The sequence below is a fragment of the Pseudomonas sp. GW821-FHT02H06 genome, from assembly GCF_059421525.1.
On record NZ_JBWKVD010000029.1, the window covers coordinates 1 to 25,646 of the forward strand.

General features: G+C 60.6%; 23 protein-coding genes. 3 read left to right on the forward strand and 20 right to left on the reverse strand.

The features are described from left to right. The first annotated feature begins 217 nt into the window (after positions 1–217). Positions 218–493 carry a hypothetical protein gene (locus AC07VF_RS25880; protein ID WP_495010122.1) on the forward strand — a complete coding sequence of 92 codons (276 nt, stop codon included), beginning with the start codon at positions 218–220 and terminating at the stop codon, positions 491–493. 9 nt (positions 494–502) lie between these two features. Here the strand turns inward: AC07VF_RS25880 and ssuE are convergent, their stop codons facing one another. The 17 genes from ssuE to AC07VF_RS25965 all read right to left on the reverse strand — a co-directional run bounded on the left by ssuE (position 503) and on the right by AC07VF_RS25965 (position 20,091). Further along, positions 503–1,084: an NADPH-dependent FMN reductase gene (gene ssuE / locus AC07VF_RS25885; protein ID WP_495010121.1), complete on the reverse strand. Its 582-nt coding sequence runs from the start codon at positions 1,082–1,084 to the stop codon at positions 503–505. A gap of 381 nt (positions 1,085–1,465) precedes the next feature. Then, a complete protein-coding gene (locus tag AC07VF_RS25890) occupies positions 1,466–2,548 on the reverse strand; it encodes a polysaccharide biosynthesis/export family protein (protein ID WP_192174017.1) in 1,083 nt (360 codons plus the stop codon). A 166-nt stretch (positions 2,549–2,714) separates the two neighbouring features. Further along, complete coding sequence (locus AC07VF_RS25895) at positions 2,715–4,127, reverse strand: undecaprenyl-phosphate glucose phosphotransferase (RefSeq protein ID WP_346631530.1); 1,413 nt, start codon at positions 4,125–4,127, stop codon at positions 2,715–2,717. Between the two features lie 13 nt (positions 4,128–4,140). Then, a complete protein-coding gene (locus AC07VF_RS25900) occupies positions 4,141–5,364 on the reverse strand; it encodes a glycosyltransferase family 4 protein (RefSeq protein WP_192174015.1) in 1,224 nt (407 codons plus the stop codon). Between the two features lie 95 nt (positions 5,365–5,459). Next, positions 5,460–6,500: an acyltransferase family protein gene (locus AC07VF_RS25905; protein WP_495010120.1), complete on the reverse strand. Its 1,041-nt coding sequence runs from the start codon at positions 6,498–6,500 to the stop codon at positions 5,460–5,462. A 9-nt stretch (positions 6,501–6,509) separates the two neighbouring features. Continuing rightward, positions 6,510–7,628: a glycosyltransferase family 4 protein gene (locus AC07VF_RS25910; protein WP_495010119.1), complete on the reverse strand. Its 1,119-nt coding sequence runs from the start codon at positions 7,626–7,628 to the stop codon at positions 6,510–6,512. A gap of 149 nt (positions 7,629–7,777) precedes the next feature. Beyond that, positions 7,778–9,100, reverse strand: coding sequence for a hypothetical protein (locus AC07VF_RS25915; protein ID WP_192174012.1), 1,323 nt, complete (start codon positions 9,098–9,100; stop codon positions 7,778–7,780). Between the two features lie 100 nt (positions 9,101–9,200). Continuing rightward, positions 9,201–10,454, reverse strand: coding sequence for a glycosyltransferase family 4 protein (locus AC07VF_RS25920; RefSeq protein ID WP_346625324.1), 1,254 nt, complete (start codon positions 10,452–10,454; stop codon positions 9,201–9,203). Further along, complete coding sequence (locus tag AC07VF_RS25925) at positions 10,451–11,452, reverse strand: glycosyltransferase (protein WP_192174010.1); 1,002 nt, start codon at positions 11,450–11,452, stop codon at positions 10,451–10,453. Before AC07VF_RS25925 ends, AC07VF_RS25920 begins: the two co-directional genes overlap by 4 nt. 106 nt (positions 11,453–11,558) lie before the next feature. Beyond that, positions 11,559–12,083, reverse strand: a complete 525-nt coding sequence (rfaH, locus tag AC07VF_RS25930) for a transcription/translation regulatory transformer protein RfaH (RefSeq protein ID WP_192174009.1) — start codon at positions 12,081–12,083, stop codon at positions 11,559–11,561. A gap of 5 nt (positions 12,084–12,088) precedes the next feature. Next, positions 12,089–12,889 (reverse strand): WbqC family protein, encoded by an 801-nt coding sequence (locus AC07VF_RS25935; RefSeq protein ID WP_192174008.1) that lies wholly within the window; start codon positions 12,887–12,889, stop codon positions 12,089–12,091. A gap of 27 nt (positions 12,890–12,916) precedes the next feature. Then, on the reverse strand, positions 12,917–15,133 hold the full coding sequence (locus AC07VF_RS25940; RefSeq protein WP_282372453.1) for a polysaccharide biosynthesis tyrosine autokinase: 2,217 nt from the start codon (positions 15,131–15,133) through the stop codon (positions 12,917–12,919). Further along, positions 15,134–15,586 carry a low molecular weight protein-tyrosine-phosphatase gene (locus AC07VF_RS25945; RefSeq protein ID WP_192174006.1) on the reverse strand — a complete coding sequence of 151 codons (453 nt, stop codon included), beginning with the start codon at positions 15,584–15,586 and terminating at the stop codon, positions 15,134–15,136. It lies immediately after the preceding gene. After that, a complete protein-coding gene (locus tag AC07VF_RS25950) occupies positions 15,576–16,505 on the reverse strand; it encodes a glycosyltransferase family 2 protein (RefSeq protein ID WP_192174005.1) in 930 nt (309 codons plus the stop codon). The genes AC07VF_RS25945 and AC07VF_RS25950 overlap by 11 nt, the downstream gene beginning before the upstream one ends. Before the next feature lie 17 nt (positions 16,506–16,522). Beyond that, complete coding sequence (locus tag AC07VF_RS25955) at positions 16,523–18,037, reverse strand: lipopolysaccharide biosynthesis protein (protein ID WP_495010118.1); 1,515 nt, start codon at positions 18,035–18,037, stop codon at positions 16,523–16,525. Positions 18,038–18,079: 42 nt separating this feature from the next. After that, entirely contained in the window at positions 18,080–19,201 is a 1,122-nt protein-coding gene (locus AC07VF_RS25960; RefSeq protein WP_192174003.1) for a DegT/DnrJ/EryC1/StrS family aminotransferase, read from the reverse strand. A gap of 104 nt (positions 19,202–19,305) precedes the next feature. Beyond that, a complete protein-coding gene (locus tag AC07VF_RS25965) occupies positions 19,306–20,091 on the reverse strand; it encodes a hypothetical protein (RefSeq protein WP_192174002.1) in 786 nt (261 codons plus the stop codon). Between the two features lie 915 nt (positions 20,092–21,006). Here AC07VF_RS25965 and AC07VF_RS25970 point away from each other — a divergent pair. After that, complete coding sequence (locus AC07VF_RS25970) at positions 21,007–22,815, forward strand: aminopeptidase P family protein (protein WP_495010117.1); 1,809 nt, start codon at positions 21,007–21,009, stop codon at positions 22,813–22,815. A 43-nt stretch (positions 22,816–22,858) separates the two neighbouring features. On the opposite strand, the gene AC07VF_RS25975 is transcribed toward AC07VF_RS25970, so the two are convergent. Then, complete coding sequence (locus AC07VF_RS25975) at positions 22,859–23,452, reverse strand: 2-hydroxychromene-2-carboxylate isomerase (protein WP_192174000.1); 594 nt, start codon at positions 23,450–23,452, stop codon at positions 22,859–22,861. A gap of 64 nt (positions 23,453–23,516) precedes the next feature. Next, positions 23,517–24,257: an SDR family oxidoreductase gene (locus AC07VF_RS25980; protein WP_495010116.1), complete on the reverse strand. Its 741-nt coding sequence runs from the start codon at positions 24,255–24,257 to the stop codon at positions 23,517–23,519. Between the two features lie 94 nt (positions 24,258–24,351). Between AC07VF_RS25980 and AC07VF_RS25985 the strand changes: the two genes are divergently transcribed. After that, positions 24,352–24,924 carry a TetR/AcrR family transcriptional regulator gene (locus AC07VF_RS25985; RefSeq protein ID WP_495010115.1) on the forward strand — a complete coding sequence of 191 codons (573 nt, stop codon included), beginning with the start codon at positions 24,352–24,354 and terminating at the stop codon, positions 24,922–24,924. On the opposite strand, the gene AC07VF_RS25990 is transcribed toward AC07VF_RS25985, so the two are convergent. Continuing rightward, a complete protein-coding gene (locus AC07VF_RS25990; protein WP_192173997.1) occupies positions 24,921–25,211 on the reverse strand; it encodes a hypothetical protein in 291 nt (96 codons plus the stop codon). The two genes, AC07VF_RS25985 and AC07VF_RS25990, sit on opposite strands and share 4 nt — an antisense overlap. Positions 25,212–25,646 lie beyond the last annotated feature (435 nt).

Sequence of the window (25,646 nt, forward strand, 5' to 3'; positions counted from 1 at the left end):
GCAAGCACCCTTGGTTACTTGGGGTGCTTTTCCAAGTAACTCGCCGAAGGCGAAACCCGAGGCCGTTAGGCCGACGCACTCTACGCTTAGATAGATCGCCGAACAGCCAATTGCGCGCCAAACCCGATAGCCACTATCAAGACGACTGATTTCTGCTGGAAAGGCCCGGCGCGTAGCCTTGGCTTCATTCCAGAAACGAGCCGAATGGAGGCTCCCAATGAACCGTCTTCTTGCCCTCTCCCTGTTACTCTCCGCCTCCGTTCTTTCCGGTTGTGCCGCTGGCAATCATCCCGAACTGCGCCCTTACAGCGCTGAGGAAACCCACCAGTTGGCCCTCGAAGACCTCAACCGTCGCGGCCTGTCCTACGATGAATTCCAGGCCCGCAAGGCGCAACTGATGGAGCAGCCACAACTGCAACGTGCCCACGAGTTCGACAACCGTGGCGAATACAACGCCGAAGTCAGCGTCGCTTCGAAAGCACGTCAGGGTTGATTCAAAGGCTTACAACGCCAGCTTCAAATGCCCGCCCGCTTCCTTGTGACGCGCCTGGGTCCGGTGTTGAAGGCCCAGTAAAAAGTGATCCAGACCGTCATGCAGGCGCTGGGTCAGCAGTTCATCCAGCTCACCGCCCAACGGGTTCTCGCCGTAGCTGATCTGGCTGTCGATGGCGAACACCCCGTGCAGCACTTCCTGGCATTTCAGCGCCGACAGCACCGGTTTCAGCGCGTAATCCACCGCCAGCATGTGTGCAATGCTCCCACCCGTGGCGATCGGCAAAACCACTTTGCCGTGCAGTGAACGCTCCGGGAGCAGGTCGAGCAGCGTCTTCAACGCCCCCGAAAACGACGCCTTATACACCGGCGTGCCGATCAGCAAGCCATCCGCCTTCGCCACTGCGTCGATGAAAGCTACCACCTGTGGGCTGTCGAATCGGGCGTAGAGCAAATCCTCGGCGGCGAAATCCTGAATGCGCACACCGTTCACTTCAACGCCACGGTTTTTGAGCCAGTGCGCGGCATGTTGCAGCACCACGCCCGAGCGCGATCGGGTGGAAGGGCTACCTGAAATCGAAACTACCAACATGTGTTGTTTCCTTGGGGTCAGTCACCCGGGGTGCTTGGCACCGTGCAGGCCGCGTTCAACGCGAAGTAATGGGCGTGAAGACCCTTTGAAGGGAGTGAAGCAGCATGTGTGCCAGCCCCGTCAATCGTCCTTTGCCCCCGTGAATCCGGCGATCAGCCTCAGCTGCAATACTGCCAGACACCCCAGACTGTTGATCCAGGCGCACGTAGTTGTTGATCCGGTGTTGCCTCAGCAACACTTGCCGCTGCCAAATTCAATCCAAAAAAAATCCCCGCAGTCGGACCACTGCGAGGATTTCTCTGTTGCTCTGTTGCTCTGTTGCTCTGTTGCGCGGCTGTCAGCTTGCAGCTCCAAACGTGCCGCTTGAAGCTGCCTGCCCCATCAATTCCTGAACATCGCACCGGTCTGGATGATGTTGTTCGAACCCAGCAACTGGCTCACGTAACGGCTCCAGCGGGTGATGTTGGCCGGGCCGACAAACACCACGTCCTGGGCCGCCAGCTCGAAGCCTTTCGCCAGTGCATAACTGGTCGGCTTCTTCGCAGCGAGGTGATAAACCGTCGCCCCGTGGGTGGCGTCCTGTGCACGAATCACATACACCGCATCGCCATCGGCTGCGTCAGGGCTCAAGCCGCCAGAGGTGCCGAGCGCTTCCAGCAAGCTCACGCTGGTGGTGCTGAACGAGATCACTTGAGGGCGCTGAACTTCGCCCAGCACGTAGATCTTGTTTTTCGAGTTGCTGTTGAGGTGCAGGTAGTCGCCGTCTTTCAGGAAGATCTTGCTGATCTGCGCGTCCTTGCGGTTCAGCGAGTCAACGTCGATCACGTAATCCTTGCCGTCGCGACGCAGGGTCAGGCCGGCGAGGTTGGCGTCGGTCAAGTCAAGACCGGCCTGGCTGATGGCCTGAACCAGGCTCAGCGGAATGTTGGTGATCGCTTGCGGGCCAGGGGTCTTGAACGCACCCGACAGCAGGACGCGCTGGCTGTTGTAGCGCAGCACTTTGACGTCGACTTTCACCTCGGTGTACTGCGGCGCCAGACCCATGCGCAGTTGCTCGCGGATCTGCGAAACAGTCTTGCCAGCGGCCTGAATACGGCCCACGTACGGGAAGAACACGGTGCCGTCGTTCAGCACTTCGCGGCTGTTGGCGTCCAGTTGTTCCTGGGAGCCCGGCGCGGTCAGTTCAGGGTGTTCGAAAACGGTCACCAGCAAGGCGTCGCCCGGGCCGACGACGTATTCAGGGGTCTTGTAGTTCAGCAGTTCCGGGGGCAGCGGTTTGGCCGCGGCGTCCGCCGTTTTCTGCTGCTGCGCAAGAGTGGCAGGGGTGATGTTGATCAGCGTGACCTGGGGACCGTCGGGGTCGTTGTCGGTGACATCGCTGTAAGACATGTACTGACCGGGGGCGAATGCGCAGCCTTGCAACACCAGACTGGAAAGCAGCACGACCGCTAACGTTACTTTCATATGAATGTTCCTTCTAATCCTAATAGGTGCGTACTGGCACCGCAGTGATTTCTTTGCATCCCTTACTTACACCGAACATCGGATCACATTCGCTCATGCACCCGTGCACCTCCCGCCGAGCTTACTAGCCCTTGGCCATGTTTGTTGTTTTTGGCAGATTTTCTTTTTAGAAGGCGTTCTTGTTGACGAAGCCTTTGAAGAGCGTCAGCAGGATGATTTTCAGGTCCAGCCAGACCGACCAGTGCTCGATGTACTGCAGGTCGAATTCAACGCGTTTCTGCATCTTGTCCAGCGTATCGGTCTCGCCGCGCCAGCCGTTGATCTGGGCCCAGCCGGTGATGCCCGGCTTGACCTTGTGCCGCAGCATGTAACCCGACACCTGCTTGCGGTATTGCTCGTTGTGCGCCACGGCGTGGGGGCGCGGGCCGACGACGGACATCTCGCCGCGCAGCACATTGAAGAACTGCGGCAGTTCGTCCAGCGAGGTACGGCGCAGGAACGCGCCCAGCGGCGTAATGCGGCTGTCGTTGCGCGTGGCCTGGGTCACCACCGAGCCGTTTTCCTGCACGCTCATGCTGCGGAATTTCCAGACCATGATCGGCCGCCCGTCCAGGCCGTAACGGCGTTGACGGAACAGCACCGGGCCGGGGGAGGTGAGCTTGATCGCCAGGGCGATGAGCATCAGCGGCAGGGCGATCATGGTCAGGATGATGCTCGACAGCACGATGTCTTCCAGACGCTTGACCACGCTCCAGGCGCCATCCATGGGCGAATCGAAAATGCTGATGCTCGGCAGGCCGTTGATGCTTTCGCTGCGGGCATGCAGCAACTCGAACATGAACACATCCGGGATCACATAGACCGACGCAGTGGTATCGCTCAGGCCTTTGATCAGTTCCTGCAAACGCGCCTGCGCGCCCAGTTCAAGCGTGATGTACACCTTGTCGATCTTGCCGTCGCGGGCGTCCTGGATCAGTTGATCCAGATCGCCCAGCACCGGAATGCGTCGGCCGATGCGCGCCAGGTCAATCTGCTGCGGCGCTTCGTCATAGAAGCCCAGCAGGTTCAGGCCCATCCACGGCGCGCGTTCGATGGACATCGCCAGGCGTTCGCCGCAATGGCCGGTGCCGACGATCGCCACGCGCCGGGTGTTGAAACCCTGGGCGCGCAACGCGTGCAGCACGCTGCGAATCGCCAGACGATAACCACACAGCGCCACCAGCACGGCGGCAAACCAGGCCATCTGGCTGTCGTCCGCCAGATCGTCGGGCTGCAACAGCAGGTAATCGACGAACAGCAGCAGCACGAAGGCCAGGCCCCAGTAATTGGCGACCTTCAGCAGCTCGCGCACAATGCGCTCGCCACGCCACGAGCCGTACAACTGGTTGTATTCGGCCAGCCAGTGAAAGGCCACCGCCGCCAGCAGAATCTGCATCCAGGCTTCGGAGCTCATCGGCGTGCCGGTGAGCAGGTTGACGCCGTAACCGCCGACCGCGATGACCGCCAGATCGAGCAGCCGGTGAGCGACGGACAGCGACGATGAATGGGCATGCAGGATGCCCCTTAATGGAGTGCGCATAGGCTGGGCTCGCTCAGACGGATTTGATCGGAACAACGCGGGCGGAGAGGTCGCTGCTGACCAGCGTCGGCGCGATCTGCATCGGCCGGATGTGCGCAGGCTGGCGGCTTTGACGCGCAGCACTCAGGCGGGTCTCGACGAACTGGCGCATTTCCAGTTCGAAGCGGGCTTCGCTGAAGCGCTCGGCGTTGGTCCGACAGGCTTGCGCGGTGATGCGTGAACCGTTGATCTCGAACGTCTCGATGGCAGCCATCAGCGACGCCACACTCTGTTCCGGGTAGAGCACGCCGGTCGGCTGCGGATGATCCAGACCGCAGACCGTTTCCACCACGCCACCCTTGGCGAACGCGATGACCGGCGTGCCGCAGGCCTGGGCCTCCACCGGGCTGATGCCGAAATCTTCCTCGGCAGCAAACACGAACGCCTTGGCGTTGCTCATGTGTTCCTGCAGCACCGCGAACGGCTGATAGCCCAGCAGCGTGACGTTTGGCGCGTTGGCCGCAGCGGCCTTGGCCTTGTCCATTTCCGGACCGTCGCCGATCACCACCAGACGCTTGTTCGGCATCGCCGCGAAGGCTTCGATGATCATCGGCATGCGCTTGTACGGGACCATGCGCGAGGCGGTGAAGTAGTAATCCTGCTTCTGTTCCTGCAGCGCGAAACCGAGGGTGTCCACCGGCGGATAGATCACCGTGGATTCGCGACGGTAGGCCTTGGTGATGCGCGCGCCGATGAAGTGCGAGTTGGCGATGAAGTCATCGACGCCCGCGGCCGTGCGCTGATCCCACATGCGCATGTAATGCAGGATCATCCGCGCCACTTTGCCTTTCAGGCCGGTGCTCAGGTTCGCCTCTTTGAGGTACTGATGCTGCAGGTCCCAGGCGTATCGGATCGGCGAATGCACGTAGCTGACGTGGAGCTGATCCGGCCCGCACAGGACGCCTTTGGCCACGGCGTGACTGCTGCTGATGATCAGGTCGTAACCGGACAGGTCCAGTTGCTCGATGGCCATCGGCATCAGCGGCAGGTAGCGCTGGTATTTGGTTTTGGCCTTGGGCAGGCGCTGGATGAACGTGGTCTTCGCGACCTTGCCGCCCAGTCGGGCGCGGTCCTCGTCGCTGAGGAAATCGATGACGGAGAACAGATCCGCCTCGGGCCAGATGTTGATCAGCGATGCCAAAACCCTTTCGGCACCGGCGTATGTCACCAACCAGTCGTGGACGATTGCAATTTTCATTGGAATTCTCTGCATTAACGGCTGAGGGACGCCCGGTACGTCGAGCCAGGCTCGCGAGGGCCATCCCATGCCTTTCCATGTGCGCAGGCGCTAAATCAGACGCTGACAGGCTGCGTCTCGGCTTTGCGGTTATTGAGGCGTTTTCCGAGCTGGATGAACGGGTGTTCGATGTAGCGGAAGCACAAATGGGCAGCGCCCAGGGTCAGGACCGTGGCGACCAGCGCCATCAGCAGGCCTGGTGCGTCGGTGCCGCGCAGCAGAAATTCGCTGAGCATGCCCATCGACGGGTGCAGCAGGTACAGCGAGTAACTCACTGCGCCTAGCCAGACCAGCGCCGGGTGGTTCAGGCGCACGCTGCGGGTCAGCAGCACGAAGCTGACGATGGCCACGGCGTAGGTGAAGCAGTAACGGCCCCAGGTTTCGCCGGTGCCCATGTCCTTGCTGTACGCCATGATCAGCGTCGGCGGCAACAGCACGGCGAAGGCCACGAACAGCATCTTCAGGTTCCGCGTCAGCGCCGGGCTGTGTTCAGCCAGCAACCACTGACGCCACACCGAGCCGAAGAACATCAGCGACAACGCCAGGGGCAGCGCCACCGGCAGTTTGTGTTCGGTCAGCGCGCGGGCAACGCTCATCGCCAGCGCGGCGAGCAGAAACACCAGCGAACAGCGCGCCCGGAATGCCAGGTCGTACAGCTTGCCGGCGATGAACAACGCCAGGCACAGGCCGTAGAACACCAGTTCGATGAACAGCGTCCAGTACAGGCCGACCACGTCGCCGAAGCCCAGTGCCGCTTGCACCATGGTCAGGTTGGCGACGATCTGCGGCCAGGACGGCAGCGGCGCGCCGGTCAACTGCAGCATCAGCACAAACAGCAGCAGTGACAGCCAGTAAGCCGGGTACAGCCGCATGAAGCGTGAGATGAGAAAGCGTCGAGCGCCGTCGGGCACCGGCTTGAGGCTGTAGGGAATTACTACGCCGCTGATCATGAAAAACCACAGCACCCCCAATTTGCCGGGGTCGATCAGGTAATCCAGCACCCAGACGTGACCGATGACCGGTGCATACAAATGGGTGAAAACCACCATCAAGGCGGCGATGCCGCGCAATGCGTCGAGATAGGCAAGGCGTTTCATGGCGGTGCCTCAGTTGCTGGAAGATTCGCGACCCAGTGCATCGCTGCCCTGGCTGCTGCGCCGGTCTCTGGCGGGACTCTGCAGCGCGTCGATGCGTTGGGAAACCTGTCGTGCCGACTCTTCCCAGGAGAACCGCGCCACGTTGTTCAGCCCCCGTCGGCGCAGGGACTGGCGCAGCGGCATGTCCGTCAGAATGCGTTCCATGGCGGCGGCCATGTGGTCGATGTCCAGCGGGTCGAAATACAGCGCGCTGGCCTGCAGCACTTCAGGAATCGACGCCGCGTTCGCCGCCAGCACCGGGCAACCACAGGCCTGGGCTTCCAGGGGCGGAATGCCGAAGCCTTCATACAGCGACGGAAACACAAAGGCCGTTGCGCCCTGGTACTGGCTGATCAGTTCGTCGTCGCTCAGGCGCCCCAGAAAGCGGATGCGCGGGTCACGACTGGCCAGGCGTTGCAGGTTGTCGTCGCTGAAGATCCCGCTGGCGCCACCGACGATGCGCAGTTGCAGATCATCGTGGCCGCGCAGCAGCAGAAACGCCTGAATCATCCGGCTGAAATTCTTGTGCGCGCTGGGCGAAGACACCGCCAGCAGGTAGTCCTGTTGCTCTTTAAGGGGCGGGCCCGGTTGAAACGCACCGCTGACGGCATTGGGCACCACGAAGATTTTCTTCTCCGGAAATGTGTAGAACTGCGAGATTTCACCCTTGGAGAAGGCGCTCACCGTCAGCAGCGACTTGATCCGCGACAGCATGATCGGCGTCATGGTCCGGTAGAGGAGGCGAAACGTGCGTGTGTAGCTTTCCGGGTGACGCACATAGGTGACGTCGTGGTGGGTCGCGATCTGATTGCCGTACAACAGCGGCGCGGTGCTGCACAGGGAAATCAGCAGCGGGTTGCCCTGACGGCGCAGGTACAGGGGCAGGTCCAGTTGTTCCCACAGGTGGCCGCTGTGACTGCCGATGCATTGGACTTCGAGGGCCTTGGCGCTTTCGTGCATCTGAATGCCGTGGGGGGCAACAAACACGACGTCATCGCGCAGTTGCTTGAGGGCCAGGCAGATCTGTTCGGCGAAGCGTTGAACGCCCCGCAGTTCCTGGGTCAGAAAACGTGCATTGATCACAATCATTGTGGTCGACCTGTAGAAGAGATAAAGGGGTCGTGCGCAGGAGCCATCAGCGCCCTGAGTGAAAGGGGCATCAGCGGCTCAGTGAAGAGCCGTCAGCGCCCTGAATGAAGGGGCGCTCGAAAGGCGGACCGGAATAAAAAAGGCAGAATTCAGGGCAAGGCAAACAGTGCCGGGCGTGTGCCCAGGCTTATTATTTTCGGGAAGTCATCGATCGGCACTTGCGCCGAGCAACGCCCGTCGTTGCAGTTCCACGGGATACCGCTGTCGACCAGGCCGCGTTGCGGCTGGCGGGTGTCGATGTATTGCACGTTGCCGCGCAGCACGCTGCTGGCGTCGACCTTGATCGAACGCGGCAGCCCGGCGGTCCAGGCGACCATGATCTGCTCCGAACCCTTGGCGAACCGCAGCAGGTATTGCGAATCGATTTCTCGACTCTTTTCAGCGTCGTAACGGAATTGATGCAGCGTCGGGCTGATGGCCTTCAGCGTCAGGTAGGCCTGCTTGATGCTCAGGTCCTGATTGAGCAGGCCGAAGTTCTGCTCCGGATCAGTGCCGTCGGGGCCGTCGTTGAGCAGGCCGTTCCACCACATGCCCTTGACGTTGGGCATCGTCTGCGCGAGGAAGAAACTGCGCGCCAGAAACGCCGCCTGGGTCTTCTCATCACCGCCGCAGCGCCCGTCGTTGCTGGGCCAGCCCATTTCGGTGAGGTACAGCGGCACCGGGCCGTTGTTGCGGTTCTTGTCCTTCAGGTCCTCGCTGATCCGCCGCAGCCAGGCAATCCAGTTTTCCGGGGTGTTGCGCTCATCCGAACGGCAATACACATACGGATGAAGCGACAACCCGTCGACATGGTTGAGCACGCCCGATTCCACCAGCCGATCGGCAAACCCCAGGTCCATCCCCTGACTGGTGACGGCGCCGGCCAGAATCACCATCGGCCGCTGGTTGGCGCGAATGCGCTGGGCGGTTTGTTCGATGAGCAGGCTGTAGTCCCTGGCGAACCCCGGATCGACCGGGTTTTCCTTGTCCCACTCATTCCAGATCTCGTAGAAGTCCACGCTGTCGGTGAGCTGGCGGGTGACGAAGCTGGCGTAGTTGCCGTAAGCGTCGCGCACCGAGGGTTTCCGCGGTTTGGCGTAGTTCTCGTAAAACGGGTTGCCGTAGCCCAGCACCAGCAGCGGTCGCAATCGGTGTTCCTGGGCGGCGCTCAGGAACGACTGCCACGAAGGCTCGATCTTCAATAACCCTCGTCGGGGCTCGGCGCTGGACCAGTACGCATCGTCGCGCACCGAGTCGACTCCCGCCGCTTTCAGCAGTTGGAACGCGCGGACGGAGGTGCCGGGTTTGTTCATCAAGTGCGTGTCGACGCCGATGATGAATGCTTCGTCCGCTCGCGTGATGCAGCTGATCAACAAGCCCAGCAACAGGACCGCCGAGGGTCGTCGTAACCGGGTCAGGTAAGGGATGAGCATGGCTTGTCTCAGTGAAGAGGCACGGTCCGGAGCGCTTGCTCAGGTAGGTCTCGGGCCGTCGGTGGTAATGTCGGCATCCCCTGCAGGCATGCCGATGTGTTCAGACCGGATGGGGCAGGGCATGCCGGTTGCGCTGGGCGGTGTCGTCCAGCAACGTCTGGGCAAAAATGCTTTGGTAACTGTCGAGCATCAACTCCAGGTTCAGTAACGACGCCACGCTGACCCGCGCCTGGCCGCTCAGACGCGCCAGCAGTTCCGGGTTCTGGTGCAAGCGCAACATCGCCTGGCCCAGGGAGTCGGGGTCCTGCGGGTCACACAGCAAACCGTTGAGCGGGTCCTGAATGATTTCCGGCAAACCGCCCATGCGGCTCGCAATCACCGGCACCGAGTGAGCGCAGGCTTCAACGGCGACCATGCCGAACGGCTCGTTCCACAGCGAAGGCACCACGGCGACGTCGATCTGGCGGTAGAACGCTTCAGGCTTCTGGTAACCGACGAAACTGATCTTCGACGATGTCGCCAGCGCCCTGAACGTGGCTTCGTCATCCGTCTGGCCACGCCCTGCAATCTGCAGCGTGGCGTCGAAGGGCAGTCGCTGAAATTGCTCGATCAGCCAGGCCACGCCTTTCTGATGGGACAGCGTGCCCATGTAGCCGAAGCGCAACGGCGCTTTTTTCGTCGCCAGATCCGCTTGCCGCCGCTGATGGGGCGAGGCGGTGGGCGGCGTGAACGGGCTGGCGTTGTGCACGACGTACGGGCTGGCGGCGCTGAAGTAGCCGCGCTGCTGCAGCTTGTCCAGAATGAAGCGGCTGACCCCAACCACCGCCGCGACCTGGGCCGAGCGTGCGTCGTGGCCCTTGCGAAAGGTCTGGCAACTGCCGCATTGCTGCTGGCAGCACTGGCCGCGCTTGAACATGTTGCTGCTCGGGCACATCAGGTACATGTCATGCAGCACCTGCACGATCGGCAGTTTTGCAGCGGTGATCTCGTCCCAGACGGACACCGACCAGCCGGCCAGGTTGTGGCAGACCACCAGTTGCGGCTGCTCGCTGCCGATGACCTGTTTCACGTAGCTGCGCATCGCGCCGTTGTAGCGGTCGCGCAGATGCCAGCCCAGGCGCGCCAGACGGCCAGGCCGCTGCGCACCGAAATGCCAGTAGAAGTTGCGCAGGCCGGCGCGGTAGACCTTGACGCCGTTCACCGCTTCGACGTTCAGGCCCGCGTCGGGACCGGTCACCAGCACGCTGACTTCACAGCCGCGCTGCTGCAGGCCTTCGACGGTACGCTGAAGAATGATTTCCGCGCCGCCTCCAATGTGAGGGGCATACAGGCTGCTGATGAACAGTATTTTCATAGTGGATACGACTGATTCAGACCCAGTACCCCGGACTCACCGTCACGGATGGCTTGTTCGATCAGGCCAAGGCGCTCCTCGGCACCGCGTCGCTTGGCGATCAGCCGCAGCAGGCGGAAGAACACCCAGCGGTTGAGGCCGTACAGCAGCGACGAATTGGCCCAGATGTTTTTGTCGAACCAGGCCTGATTGCGCGCGCCGTAGTAGGCGCGCAAGTCCGAGCCACCGAGCAGGAAGCTCTCGTAGATGTTGTTGGTGCGCGCCTTGATGTTCCACGAGCTTTCCAGGTCGTCGAGCAAGGCGTCCGGCACCAGAAAGATCCGGCCACCACCGGCGGTGATGCGAAAGGTGTATTCGCTGTCGTCGGCGTAGAGCATCAACGCGTCCAGCGGCAGGCCGATGCGGCGATACAGATTGCGGTGGGCGAGCAGGCCGCCGTACGTGGCGAACGGCAACTGCACCATCGGCAGTTTGCGGTGCGGGCTTTGCGGCGCGCCCCACGGCAGCCGGCGCCAGATCTTGTAGGGCAGCTGCGCGATGTGAAAACCGAAGAAACTCGAACGGCGCTGAATGGCGAAGCGGTTCGGCACGCCGGCGGCGATGTCCGCCTGATGGGTCGGCCGAAAGCCCAGTACGGCGGCCTTGTCTTCGCCGTCGACGCGTTTACGTTCTTCGAGCACCTGATGCAGCGTGGCGATGGCGTTGATGGTCGGCGCGTTGTCGTCGTCCATCAGCCAGATGTGTTCGGCCCCGGCGTCCAGTGCGGCCTGAATCCCCACCGAATAGCCCCGCGCGGAACCAGTGTTCTCGTGCATGTAGATCACGCTGACCTGATTCGGCCAGGTGCGGCGCAGGTTATCCAGCGGCGCGGTGGACGCGTTGCTGACGATGATCACGCGATCGATCAGCGGGCTTTCCAGCGAGCGGCTGACCAGCGTGTGCAGGTAGTTGAAACGATCACCATAGGTGAGCGTCACCAGTGTGGTTTTCTGGGTCATGGCGAGTTCCGGGCGAAGGGGGGTCAAGAGGCTGAAAGCATCAGCCCCGTGGGATTCAGGATGTGTGGGTCAGAATGTGTGGATCAGTACGGAAAACGCTAACGGCTCACGCCTGCGCTTGCATCCGCGACAGGCTGCTGACCGGCAGGGTGACCTTCTGCTCACGTTGCAGCAGATTGAGCAGAATCACCGCGCGCTCATCACCGTCGGCGGCGAGGAAGATCGCTTCGACGTCGTTGAAGCCCTCGGCCGTGATCCGCACCGTTTCCCCTTCTTGAAAGGTGACCCTGGCCGGCGGCGCCAGCAGACGCTGACGGATCTGCTCGATCAACGCATCCTGCACCGGAACCGGCATGCCGCCGAAGGTGACGATGCGCGCCACGCCTCGGGTCGAGCGGATCGGGTACCAGTTGTCGCTGGCCTGGTCCATGTGGATGAAGAGGTAGCCGGGGAACAGCTCTTCTTCGGCCGGTGCCCGTGAGCCGCGTTTTTTCTCGCCGTGCTTGACCGGACGGTAGCACTCGAACTGCTGACGTTGCAGGTGCTCTGCCGCACGGGCTTCCTGGCGGGGTTTGGTCTGGATCAGGTACCAGCGCGCGGAGCCACAGGCGCTATTGACGACTTCAGACATACACTTCACTCCACTGCGATCCGGTGCGACCCGGTCAGGACAACGTCAGGTTTTTGCGCCAGCCCGTGCATCATGCCTGGCCGGGCGCTGGGTGGATTCTTGTCCAGCCCGTATTCGGTCAACATCTGCTGCACCTGCTCGACGCAGTTGAACATCAGCACGTCGATGATCGACAGATTGGCGACGAAAGGTTGCCGGAACTGCCGGTACACCACCGGGTTCATCCGGAAGAACCGCACCAGCAAGCCGTTGCGGGCGAAGTGATCACGGTCATAGATGACCGATCCGCCTTCCGGGGTGATGAACGTCGTGGCTTCGAACGTGTGAGCGATGCGGATAATGCGCTCCTGCTTGTCCGCAGCGCTACCCAATATCAGGTCCGAGCTGCGCAGGATCGGTGTCACGATGTGCAGATAAGCACAGATTTCACGGATTGCGTGTTCGGCATACAGCGCGATGTTCTGCTGCGGGAAACGGATCAACCGCTCCAGCAAGGGCATGACCTGCGCGAAACAGGGCGCCTCTCGATAACTCTCGGCCAGCAGATCAATCAGCCGCGGCGCCTCATCGCTGAAATGATCACACAGTTGGCGCTGATTGATCTGCAACTGAAAGCGGTCTTTCTTCAACGGAAAGCTGATCAGCTTCGCTTCGTCGTTGTGCAGGATGCGGTTGCGATTGACCCAGCCGGACCGAACATACTGCAGATCGTCTCCCAGGACGAAGACGTCTGCGGCAGCAATGAGCTGAAAGTAACCCAGGTACGGGAACAGATAGGGCTGCATCACTGCAAGGGTCCTGGCCATGTGTGTCTCCTTGGCGTGCATGTCGATTTACTTGCGGACCGTGGTGTAGTCGTAACCGTAAGCGGCGCAGTCGTAGTCGGCGGTCGACGCCTTGCGCAGGACACCGTTGAAGATCGCACCCTTGATCAGAATGCCGTTGTGCATCAGGCGGCGTTTGCACGCTTCGATTTCCTTGGCGGTGCTCAGGCCGAAGCGGGTCACCAGCAGGCAGGTGCCGGACTGGCGGCCGACCAGCGTGGCATCGGTCACGGCCAGAATCGGTGGGGTGTCGATGATCACCAGGTCATACAGCGGCGACAGCTCGCTGATCATTTTGTTGAAGTTGTCGTGCATCAACAGCTCGGACGGGTTTGGCGCCGCGTAACCGCAGGAGATGAAATCCAGGTTGCGCACTTCGGTGTGGTTGATGACTTCTTTGCTGCCCAGACGCGCAGCGAGGGTGTCCGACAAACCGTGCTTGGGCGTCAGGTTGAACATCTTGTGCAGGTAGCCTTTGCGCATGTCGGCGTCGATCAGCAACACGCGTTTGCCGGTCTGGGCAATGATCACCGCCAGGTTGCTGGAGACGAACGACTTGCCCACGCCCGGCGTCGGGCTGGAAATCATCAGCACGTTGTTGCGGGCTTCGAGCATGGCGAAGTGCAGGCTGGTGCGCAGGCTGCGCAACGCTTCGATCGCCAGCTCCGTCGGCGCGCTGACGCTCAGCAGGCGTGGCTCCTTGCTCGCCGAACGGCTCTGGGCGGCCTTTTCCATGCGCTCCTGCAGTCGCGAATACGGCAGCGAGGCGTACACCGGCATGCCGAGGTTTTCGATGACTTCCGGGTTGTCCACGCCGCGATAGAACGCCTGGCGTACAAACACGGTGGCAACGGCCAGCAGCAGGCCGATCAGGGCGGCGACCAGCACGATGATTTTGCGCATCGGCTTCACCGGCTCTTCGACGTTGGCGTCGGCGTTGTCGATGATGCGGACGTTGCCGATGCTGCCGGCGCGCAGAATGTCCTGCTCCTGGCTCTTGTCCAGCAACAGGGTGTAGGTCTGCGAGGTGACCTGCATGTCACGGTTCAGACGCAGCAACTCTTGTTGCGTGGCCGGCAGGGCTTCGATCTTCTTCAGCAGCGCGGCTTTCTGGGATTCAACCTGGCCGATCTGAGTCATCAGGGCGCGGTAGGTCGGATGCTCCGGCGTGTACAGACGCTCGACGTCGACGCGCTTCATTTTCAGGTCCGACAGGGTGCCTTCCAGCTTGACCACCTGATCCAGAACTGATTTGGTTTCAACGCTCAGGTCAACCGACTTGGCGCCCATCTGGAAGTTGTTCAGCGCGATTTCCGACTGTTCCAGCTGCTTGCGCACGGCAGGCAATTGCGAACGCAGGAATTCCAGACGCTGGGCGGCTTCAGCCGAACTGCGCTCGACGTTCTGGCGCACATACAGGCGGCTGACTTCGTTGAGGATGCGCTTGGCCAGTGCCGGGTCCGGGTCCTGAATCGACAGGTAGACGATCCCGGAATCCTTGCCCGCTTCCATGATTTTCAGACGGTCCTGATAATCCAGCGCGGCGGTCAGGGTGCGTTGACGCACGACGGTGAACTCGGTGCCCGGACGTGCATTGAGCGCAGCCACCTGGAGGGTGATGCCGCTGCCTTCGACGGTCTGACCGACTGGGCCGCTGAGCAGTTTGTTGCGGTCTTCGTCATACAGGGTGAAGGTGCCAGGCTTGCCCGCCACCATGGTCATCTTTTCGCCCAGCAGCGCGTCCGGCACCTCCAGCTGGAAGATGTCGATTTTCTCGCCGCCCCAGGCGTAGCTGTTCAGGCCGAACATCGGATCGGCCAGCGCGCCTTCACGCTCCGGCTTGAACCGACGCGCCATGTAGCTGCCCAGCCCCGGGATGTATTTGGGCTTCTGCACGATGTACAGCTTGAGGTCATCGACGACCTTGCCCAGCACTGCGCGGGATTTGATCAGCTCGATTTCGGTGGTCGCCTGGGAAACCGACAGCGGCTTGCTGGAGACTTCGGTGCGGCCCTCGATGCCGACTTTGCGCGGCTCGATCTGAATCATCGCGTTGGCCTGGAAGATCGGCGTGGCGAGAATGGCGTAGGTGGCACCGAGCAGGACGCAGATGCCGACAATCGACGCAATCAATCCTTTGTGATCGAAAAGTGTGCGCAAGATAGTCGCCAAATCGATCCGGGAGTCCTGGACCTCGTCCAGAGAAGTACGGTTCATAGCGGTCATTTATCTTGGATCTCCTGACTGAAGATAAGGAAGCCAGTCGTCGACACAACGCGAAAGCTGCTCGTAGGTCTGTTCAAAGGCTAGTTTCGGGCGCCGATAGGGGTCGGCGATTTCCAGCGCTTGTTGCCATTTGCCAATCAGAAACGTCTTGCCGCGTACCTCGGGGGCCAGCTTGAGGACGCTCTGGGTCTGACGATGCTCCATGACCAGAATCAGCTCTGCTTCGTGGAGCATCTGCCGATCGATCTGACGGCTTCGATGTTTGTGGGCGAGGACGCCGTTGACCTGCAGAACGGCCTGGGCCAGCGGATCGATAGTGGAGCTGAGCATGGCGTGGGTGCCGGCCGACGAGATCTGGATGCGCGCGTTCGGCACGCGCTGTCGGAACAGGGCTTCGGCCATGGGGCTGCGACAGATATTGCCGACGCAGACCACCAGTACGTTATTGAACATGACCTTTGCTGAGGGTCGTCATCAGTCTCTTGCTGATGTTGGAGCTGAAGTTCTGCCCTACCGCCAGGAGCGTCTGCATCTTGCGTTTCGGGGTGATCGCCGACAGCGAGTACTCGACCAGCTCCATCAGGAAATGCTCATAGAGTTCCTGATGACCGAGCCGGTTGTAGTAGTTGGCCAGGGCGCCCGAGGTCTGCAGCGCCATGTGCAATTTGCGTTTGTTGGAGCGCATGGAAAACACGCCGCCTGGGTGCAACCGGTACATGGCCGGCTTGACCTCACCCATGAATTTGCCCTTGCCGTAGGCACCGAGCAGCGACCACCAGACCAGATCGTTGAGCGGCGCGGCGCGCAGCTCGGGCGGCAACGAATCGAAGACGTTGCGGAACACCGTGGTCAGCGTCGACACCGGCCGCGCTTTCTGCAGCTCTAGCGCCGTGGCATCCCCGCGCAGCTTGCCTTGCAGCTGAATCGGGTATTGGCCGCTGATGTCGAAGGGGATCGCGTCGTGGTAGGTCAGCACGTAATCCGGGTTGTTCTCGAGAAAATCCACCTGAATCTGCAGCTTGCGCGGGTCAGTCCAGTAATCGTCGCCCTCGCAGTAGGCGATGTAGCGGCCCCGGGCTTCGCCGAACAGACCCGGCACCGGCGGGTTGTTCTGCGAGTACTGATTCGTCTCGTGATAGAAGGGGCGGATCAGCGTCGGGAAGCGTTTGACGTAATCGGCAATGATGCGAGCGGTGCCGTCCGTGGAGGCATCGTCGTTCACCAGGATTTCGAAGGCGAACGTGGTTTGCTGCATCAGAAAGCCTTCCAGCGTCTGCGCGACGTAGGCTTCCTGGTTGTAGGCTGGACAGACGATGCTGACCAAGGGCGCGGCGGACGGCGAAGAGCTCGTCTTATTGCTAATAGCATCCATGGCTTGGGTACTCGGAGTTAAACACTGGGTTTGCTGAACAGAACGGAAATCTTCATCACCAGCGGCTTGTAGCTGGCGGCCACAATCAGCAGCGTGAGCAGGCCGCTGACGGCCAGCCCCAGGAAGATGCTGATGCGGTTGTCAGTGGCGATCAGCCGCAGCAACGGCTCGGTGATCGCCAGACCCACGCCGGTCATCACGCTGATGCGGATGATGTCGCGCAGCCATTGGCTGTGAATGCCCGGGGCCAGGCGCTGGTGCACGATGACCGGCCAGATGGCGAAGGACACGACGCGCAACACGAACCAGGCAATCGCCGCGCCGTAAGCGCCATAGCCGCGAATCGCCAGAAACATTACCGGCACCGTGATCAGCGCCGAAACAATGCTGTACCAGACATGCAGGTGCATGCGCCCGTAGGCGTACTGCAGATAAAACTGGAACGCGCTGACCGCCATGATGGCGCTGCCCAGGGAGTACCACGGCAGAATCGTCCGGCTCCACTCGGCGGCAGGGCGATCACCCGACCAGGCAAACACCATCTCGTCGGCGTGCAGCGCGATCAGTGCCGCGAGGGGAAACAGGAACGTGCACACAAATCGGTTGGCCGCCAGGTACAGCTGATGCATGTCATCCCGTCGCCCTTCGGCCATCAACACCGTGAGGCGCGGCAGTAGCGTCTGCGCCAGCGGGTTGGAGAGCATCATGATCCCGGTGGTGATCAGTGCCACCAGCGAGAAATAACCGTATTCATTGAGCGGCAGCAGCTCGGACAGCAGCACCTTGTCGATCTGGGTCAGCACGATCCACAGCACCGCGGTGCCGGACATGCTGGCCGCGAACGGGATGATCGGCTTGACCAGATCCCAGTCGAAACCGGTCAGCGGCGACGGCCTCGGCATCTGCTGATAGGCACGGGCGGCGAAGATCAACGCTTCGATCAAGCCCACCAGCGCCTGGAATTCGAAGAAGTGCACCGGGTCGTTGGAGATCGTGCTCACCAGCAGCAGCCCGCCGAAGTAGCGCAGCGTGGCGATGATCACGTTGGCGATGTTCAGCCATGCATGCTGCTCAAGGCCTTGAATCCCGCTTTTATAGAGCGTCGAAAACAAGCGCAGGGCGATGACGATGCCCATCAGCGCGATGCACTGCACCACGGTCTGCGTCGACAGCTCTTGGGCATTGAGCCAGTGCACGGCAATCCATTCGCTGCCGGCATACATCGCCACGCAGCAGAAACCCGCCAGTGGCAGGAAGATGATCTCGAACGAACGCAGCAGGCGACCGGTGTAGCGGTCCTGTCCGTCGCTGCCTTGTCGATGCGCCACCGCCCTGACCAGACTCGGCGACAACCCTGCGTCCAGCAATTGCAGCCAGGCTTGCAGCACCGAGAAGAACCCGATCAGCCCGTATGCCTCGGCGCCCATGTGGCCGAGGTAGAACGGCATGATCAGGATCCCCACAAGCAGCGTGTAGGCCTGGCCTGCATAGCTAAACGCAGTGTTGCGTATGACTGAGCGCTTGGTTGGCATCGAAAGTCCTTCCGGCGAATCTAGGTGAATGGCGCGATGGCGTTACATGACCTGCGCGAGGGACGGCACACGGTACGGCGAGTGGGCGGTGCTGGTTTCGGCGATCACCGTCTGAATGACGCGGTCCTGATCGTCGCGCAGCAGGCCCGGGTAAATCGGCAGGCACAACACGCGCTCGCTCAGTGAACGCGAGGCGGTTTGTGCCGCTTGCGGCTGCAGGTATTCAAGGGTGTCCAGCGACGGATAGAAGTAGCGGCGCGGGTTGATCCCGTTGGTGTTCAGCGCCGAACGCAAACGCAGCAGTTGTTGTTCGTCGCGCAGGGCGATCGGGTAATAGCTGTGGTTGAGTTCGCTGTTGCTTTCCGGCCGCTGCAGGTCGACGTAATCGCCCAGGCGGGTGGTATAGCGGTCAGCGATTTCAGCGCGTTCCTGAAGAATGTTCTCGATGTCGTCGAGAATGCACAGGCCCATCGCGGCGGAGAATTCGTTGAGCTTGGCGTTGATGCCGATGCCGTCGATCTTGTCGACGTCAACGATGCCGAAGTTGCACAGCAGGTGAACCCTGCGCGCTGTTTCGTCATCGTTGGTGATGATCGCGCCGCCTTCGATGGTGTGAAACAACTTGGTGGCGTGAAAACTCAGTGTGCTGACGTCGCCCCAGTTGAGCACCGACTGGCCGGCGTGACGCACGGCGAAGGCATGGGCGCCGTCGTACACGACTTTCAGATTGCGCCGACGGGCGATTTCTTCGATGCGTTCAACGGCGCACGGGTTGCCGAAGACGTGGGTGCCGACAATGGCGGTGGTGTCGGAGACGATGCGGCTCTCGATGTGGTCGGGCGAAATGTTCCAGGTCTGCGCGTCGATGTCGGCGAAGATCGGGCGAATGCCCTCCCACTGCAGCGAACTGCTGGTGGCGACAAAGCTGAACGGCGTGGTCACTGCGCTGCCGCTCAGGCCAAGCGCGCGATAGGCGACCTGCAGGGCGAGGGTGCCGTTGTTGGTCAGAATGACGTGCTTGACGCCCAGGTAGTCTTTCAGGCGTTGTTCGAGCTCGCACACCAGCGGCCCGTGGTTGGTCAGCCAGCCGCGCGCATAAATGCCTTCGACGTAGCCCTTGAACTTGTCGATATCGCCCAGGTAAGTCTTGGTGACGTTGATCATCGAATTCTCCATTTCAGATGCAAAGCTTTTGAAAAATGCTTTCTGGGCAGTGATGCGGTTGCGACGGTCTGAGGTCAGGCCGCCAACGCCAGGTTCGAGGGAAATCAATTGGGGGTGGATGCCGGCGGCGGGCTGCCTGCCTTGCTACTCATCCGTCGCGCACGGCCCTGATTGATTTTCAGGATCAACCGGGTGGCCAGGCTGCCTGCATGGGGGTCGCCGAAGTGGAAGAGGGCGGTGGCGCGCTTTACGTCCGGTCGGCAGGCCTGGTTGGCGTGCAGGCTCCGATAACCCCAGAAGAAATAAACGCTGCCCGGCTCCAGGCGCAGGACATACGGCTTGAGCCAGTTGCGCTGCATGCCCTTGATGATCCAGCCGCGGGTGATCTTGTTCTGCAGCAGGGCCTTCTCGATCACGTTGAACACCACCCATGAGCGCACTCGGCGGATATTCGGAAACAGCATCAGATCGCCGCGTCCTTCGCCTTCACTGGGGATGAACACCGGGATCAGTGCGGTCACCAGGCTGGCGTCGTAGTGGAAACTGTTGGATTCGCGCTTGCCCTGATTGCCCTGCACGCAGCGCAGCACCGGGAAAATGCGGTCACTGGCAGCGTCGCGGCGGGCTGCATGCTTGTAGAGGCGACCGAGCAGCGTCTTGAAACGCGGGTCGGACCAGTAACTCGCCAGCAGGCTTTCGCTCAGTGCCGCTTCACCGTGGTAGGCAAAGTATTCGCCCTGGTGTTTCTGCGCCTGTTCGTCAGTCCAGGCCCGCAACTGCTGCAGGTCCGTGTCAGGCACGGCCGCGTTCAGTTTTGCAAAGCCGTTGGTATCGATTTCGTCAGCCAGTCGCTGAACCAGCTGCTCATCCATGTCGAAAGATAAAGGCATTGCATCAGGCCCTCGTAGAGAGTGAGGAGTGCAGGGCAGCGGAGTGAATTGTGCTTCAGGCACGCTACCGCCCGAATCTGCAGATCCTGCCGTTGTACTAATTAGGCGTGCATTTCAAACGGTGACTTCATTCAGCACTGGCTGACAAAAGCGTTGGGCAAAGCTACCGCCCCACCGAGCACATTCAGTAATTCGAAAAAAACTTTCTTTGAACCAAAAACTGCCCACCGGCGCTGATTTCACACCGTTTGAATCGTCAACTTTTTGGGCAGTCTCAGGGTAATTAAGTCGGAATGCTCTCGGCGCACGGCTCTAGGGCCGCACTGCAAAAACAGGAAAACATTGGACGTGCCTATATATCGGCGGAGGCAGAGTTTCTGTCAAATTATTTCGCCATCATTCTGTTAATTTTTTGATAAGCGGAGCGTTGGAGTGCGTAAGTGATTGATTTTAAATAGAGTCAATAAAACATCACTGCCCTGTCGTGGTGCGCGACGCTTTTTAGGCACTGCCGGAGACCCCCTGTTTGGCTATCGAAAATAACCGGGAAGACGTTTTTCCAACGTCAGAACCTGGACGCTGATGGGGGGTAACGGTTTTATGGCGCTCGATTATTGAATCCCGTCATATACGCGTACTTGTGCGCAGAGTAACTAATCAAGTGAGAGGTAAGTTTGTAATTAAGCGATCACAGCGGTGTTGCGGCTTTATAGATAGAACTGTGTTCGGTTATATATACATCGACGCGGGTGAGGTGGTTGATATGACCGAAGACTTCATCAGTGCGCCATGCAGTGGCCCCGGCGCGTCATTACTGCGGCCAAGGGTGGATGCGGCGCTGCGGTTGCTCAGCCTTGATCGCTGCTCCATTATCCGGGTCTGCGACGCAAATAATTCGGGTCACCAGGAGATTCAATGAATACGCAGTCGAAAACCACTGGAGTGGCGATGCAACGCCTCGCGCAGGCGCGCGCCCTGATGAGCCGTGAGGGCATCGACGCCTGGCTGGTGCCGTCGGCCGACCCTCATCTCTCTGAATATCTGCCGGGTTACTGGCAAGGGCGGCAGTGGCTGTCCGGCTTCCACGGTTCCGTCGGCACCTTGATCATCACCCAGAACTTCGCCGGCCTCTGGGCAGACAGCCGTTACTGGGAGCAGGCGAGCAAGGAACTGGCAGGCAGCGGCATCGAACTGGTCAAGCTGCAGCCCGGCCAGACCGGCCCACTTGAATGGCTCGCCGAGCAGGCCAAAGCGGATTCCGTCGTCGCGGTGGATGGCGCGGTGCTGGCCGTGGCGTCCTCGCGCACGCTGGCTGCCAATCTGTACGAAAAAGGCGCGCGCCTTCGCACCGACCTCGACCCTCTGACGGAGTTGTGGAACGACCGCCCTTCGTTGCCGGCCCAGGCAATCTATGAGCACGCCGCGCCCCACGCCACCGAAAGCCGCACCGACAAACTCACTCGATTGCGCACGGTGATGGCCGAGCGCGGCGCGGATTGGCATTTTCTCGCCACCCTGGACGACATCGCCTGGCTGTTTAATCTGCGTGGCGCCGACGTTTCCTACAACCCGGTGTTCATCTCCTTCGCCCTGATCGGCCCGAACAGCATCAACCTGTTTGTCGCATCAGAGAAAGTCGACGCCGGACTGCGCAGCACCCTGGAGCAAAACGGCATCACCCTGCATGAATACACCCGCATTGGCACTGCGCTGCGCAACGTGCCCAAGGACGCGCGGTTGCTGGTGGATCCGGCGCGGGTCACCTGTGGCCTGCTGGACTATCTCGACAGCGAAGTGACGTTGGTCGAAGGCCTCAACCCGACCACGTTGTTCAAATCGCAGAAAAGCGCTGCTGATACCCGGCACATCCGTCAGGCGATGGAGCAGGATGGCGCGGCGCTGTGCGAATTCTTCGCCTGGCTGGATTCAGCGCTGGGCAAAGAGTCCGTCAGCGAGCTGACCATCGACGAGAAACTCAGCGCGGCGCGGGCCCGTCGGCCGGGCTACGTGTCCCAGAGTTTCGCCACCATTGCCGGCTTCAACGGTAACGGAGCGATGCCTCACTACCGCGCCACCGAAGAAGAGCACGCGCAAATCGAAGGGGATGGCTTGCTGCTGATCGACTCCGGCGGTCAATACCTGGGCGGCACGACCGATATCACCCGCATGGTGCCCATCGGCACGCCGACCGCTGAACAGAAACGTGACTGCACGCGCGTTCTGAAGGGCGTCATCGCGTTGTCCCGTGCGCACTTTCCGCGCGGCATTCTTTCACCGCTGCTCGACTCCATCGCTCGCGCCCCGATCTGGGCCGAGGGCGTCAATTACGGGCACGGCACCGGTCACGGCGTCGGCTATTTCCTGAACGTGCATGAAGGCCCGCAGGTGATTGCGTATCAAGCCGCCGCCACGCCGCAAACCGCGATGCAGCCGGGGATGATCACGTCGATCGAGCCGGGGACGTATCGGCCGGGGCAGTGGGGCGTGCGCATTGAAAACCTGGTGATCAATCAGGAGGCGGGCAAGACCGAGTTCGGCGAGTTTCTCAAGTTCGAGACCCTCACGCTCTGTCCGATAGACACGCGCTGCCTGGACATCGGCCTGCTGACCCAAGAGGAGCGTGAATGGCTGAACGAATACCACGCCCAGGTCAGGCAGCGCCTCAGTCCACTCGTGGAGGGCGCTGCGTTGGCCTGGCTGGAAGGTCGGACAGCGGCGGTTTGACCCTGAACGCCACCGTCCTGTTTGGCGGTGGCATTACAGGCGGTTACTCGGTTAGCGCTTCCCGGACGAAATCGAGTCGGTCCTGACCGAAATAGAGCTCGTCGTCGACGAACATGCTCGGGGCGCCAAACACGCCTCGTGCAACAGCTTCTTCGGTATTGATTTTCAGCTGGCCCTTGACGCTGGGGTTGCTGACCCAGCCAAGGATTTCTGCCGGATCAAAGCCAGATCTTGTGAGGGCCGCTGACATCACCCCAGGGTCGTTCAAGTCCAGCGCTTCTACCCATATCGCCCTGAAAGTGATTTCCAGCAATTCAATGAACCGTTGTGGCTGGAGCATCTGCGCAGCAGTCAACGCGCGCATCAGGCTGAGCGTGTTGATCGGGAAGTGAGGGTTGAAGGTGAGGGGAACCTGATAGCGCTTGGCGAAGCGCGCCAGATCCTTGATGGAGTAACGCGCTTTGGCAGGCACGTCGTTGGGCGACGCATTGCCTGTCGCCTTGAACACTGCGCCCAGCAAGATGGGCCGATGGATCAGGGTCGCTGACGTCTCGTCGCAGATCTTCCGCAACTGGGTGTAGGCCAGGTAACTGGTCGGGCTGCCCACATCGAAGTAAAACTCCACGCTTCGGCTCATCGTTGCATTCCTTCTTCTTATATAGATGCGGGCGTGCGCCCATGTGATTCGCTGACGCAGGGGCTTACCAGCGTTCGTTCCAGGGGCGCAGGTCCAGCTCGAACGTCCATGCGTCCCGGGGCTGGCTGTGCAGATACCAGTAATTTTCTGCGATGTGTTCAGGGTCGAGAATGCCGTCCTCATCCTTGAGCGCGTAACGTTCGGGAAACTGTGTGCGGATGAAGTCAGTGTCGATCGCGCCATCCACCAACACATGAGCCACGTGGATGTTCATCGGCCCCAGTTCACGGGCCATGCTTTGCGCCAGTGCCCGTAGCCCGTGCTTGGCGCCGGCGAAGGCTGCAAAATGGGCAGCGCCGCGTAGACCTGCAGTCGCCCCGGTGAACAGAAGGGTGCCGCGTTTGCGTTTGGCCATACGAAGGGCGACCTCCCGGGCGTTCAGAAATCCGGAGAAGCACGCCATCTCCCAAATCTTGAAGTACTTGCGCGCCGTCTCTTCAAGAATGCTGCACGGCACGTTGGCGCCGATATTGAAAACGAAGGCCTCGATCGGGCCGATCTCAGTCTCGATCCGCTCAATCAGCGCCACCACGTCATCTTCCTTGCGCGCGTCCGTGGCGAACCCGTGGGCTTCGCCGCCACTCTGCCGAATCGAGTCCACCAGAGGCTGAAGTTTGTCGGCGCTCCTGCGAGTGACACACGCCACGTAACCCTCCCGGGCGAAGCGTCTGGCAATCGCGCCTCCTGTCGCGTCGCCTGCACCCACAACCAGAACGACCTTCTTGTTATTCAATGCAATGGTCATCACGATACCTTTATTAAACGATCGTTTACTTAACGGACGTTATGCTAGGGTCGCGAGAGCGTCAAGGCACTTACTTAAGTAAACGGGGGAAACAATGCGCTACTCGGTCGACCATAAAGAGCAAACCCGGCGCGCCATGCTCGACAGCAGCGCCGCTCTGGTGAAAGAGAAAGGCTTCGCGCCTATGGGGGTGGACAGTCTGATGAAAGCCGTCGGCCTCACCGGAGGGGCTTTCTATAGCCACTTCTCTTCGAAGGATGCGTTGTTTCAGGCGGTGGTTGAGCGCGAGTTGACCCGCAGCCTGGCGTTACTCGGTGCCGATGAGTCGCTGACCAGGGACCGAATCAAGCAGTGTCTACGGCATTACCTGACACTGGCGCATGTACAGAATCCTGCGGGTGGATGTGTCATTCCTGCATTGGGCGCCGAAATTGCCCGCGCAGAAGGATTGGCTCGCCTGCGCGCCGAGCACTGGCTGTGCGAATTACAAAAGGCATGGGCTGAAGTGCTAGGGGACGAAGATCTGGCGTGGGCAGCCATTGCTCAGTGCGTTGGTGCTCTGACGGTCGCGCGAATGATGGCGACGCCCGAGCTCCAGCAACGCGTGGTGGACGCCAGCCATGACCTGCTGTGTCAGCAGGTGGATGCGCTGTCGGTAGCCGACTAGGGGTTAGTCGGCTTCTTGCAGATGATGATCATGCTGCGGCTGGTATAGCCGGCCGGATTCAGACCGAGCGGATAGCCCCCCGTGTCTTCGGCGCCGTCACCGGACTTGGCGATCACACGATACTGCTTGGATACGCAGGAGTTGGTCGCCATGTCATAGCACTGCTCCCACGAGGACGACAGGCCCGAGCAATTGATGTGGATGCCGCGTTTACCCATGACCGGTTTAGACGTCGCTGCGCATCCAGCGACCGCCAATGCTGCCAGTGCCATTAAAAAGTACTTCATTCATATCCTTACCTGACCAACACGTTGCGGTCAGTGACTATCCAGAATTCGCATGCTGCCACCAACGGTCACGTCCATGTGGAGGGGCGGCACCATGTCAAGGCGCGCCGGCTAAACATCGCTCAATAGTGAGACAAATGCCAGTGACATCGTGTATCACGCCGATGGCCGTGCGAGCGGCTGCTTTCTGGATCCCTATAGAGAGCGGTTAAAAAAGCGCACGCTCCTATAAGAACCCATGGATAGCAGTCTGTTAAGCAGCAAAGGCGCCAAATATCAGTGATTGTTCTGTCTGTTGAAATAAGTGCTTGACGCCTCTCTGGATCTGTCTATAATTCGCCCCACTTCCGGCGCAGAAGAAACGGAAAACTCCTTGATAATCAAAGAGTTGGACGAAGTAAGCAGCGAGGAATGCTTCGGTTCAGATGCTTGAAT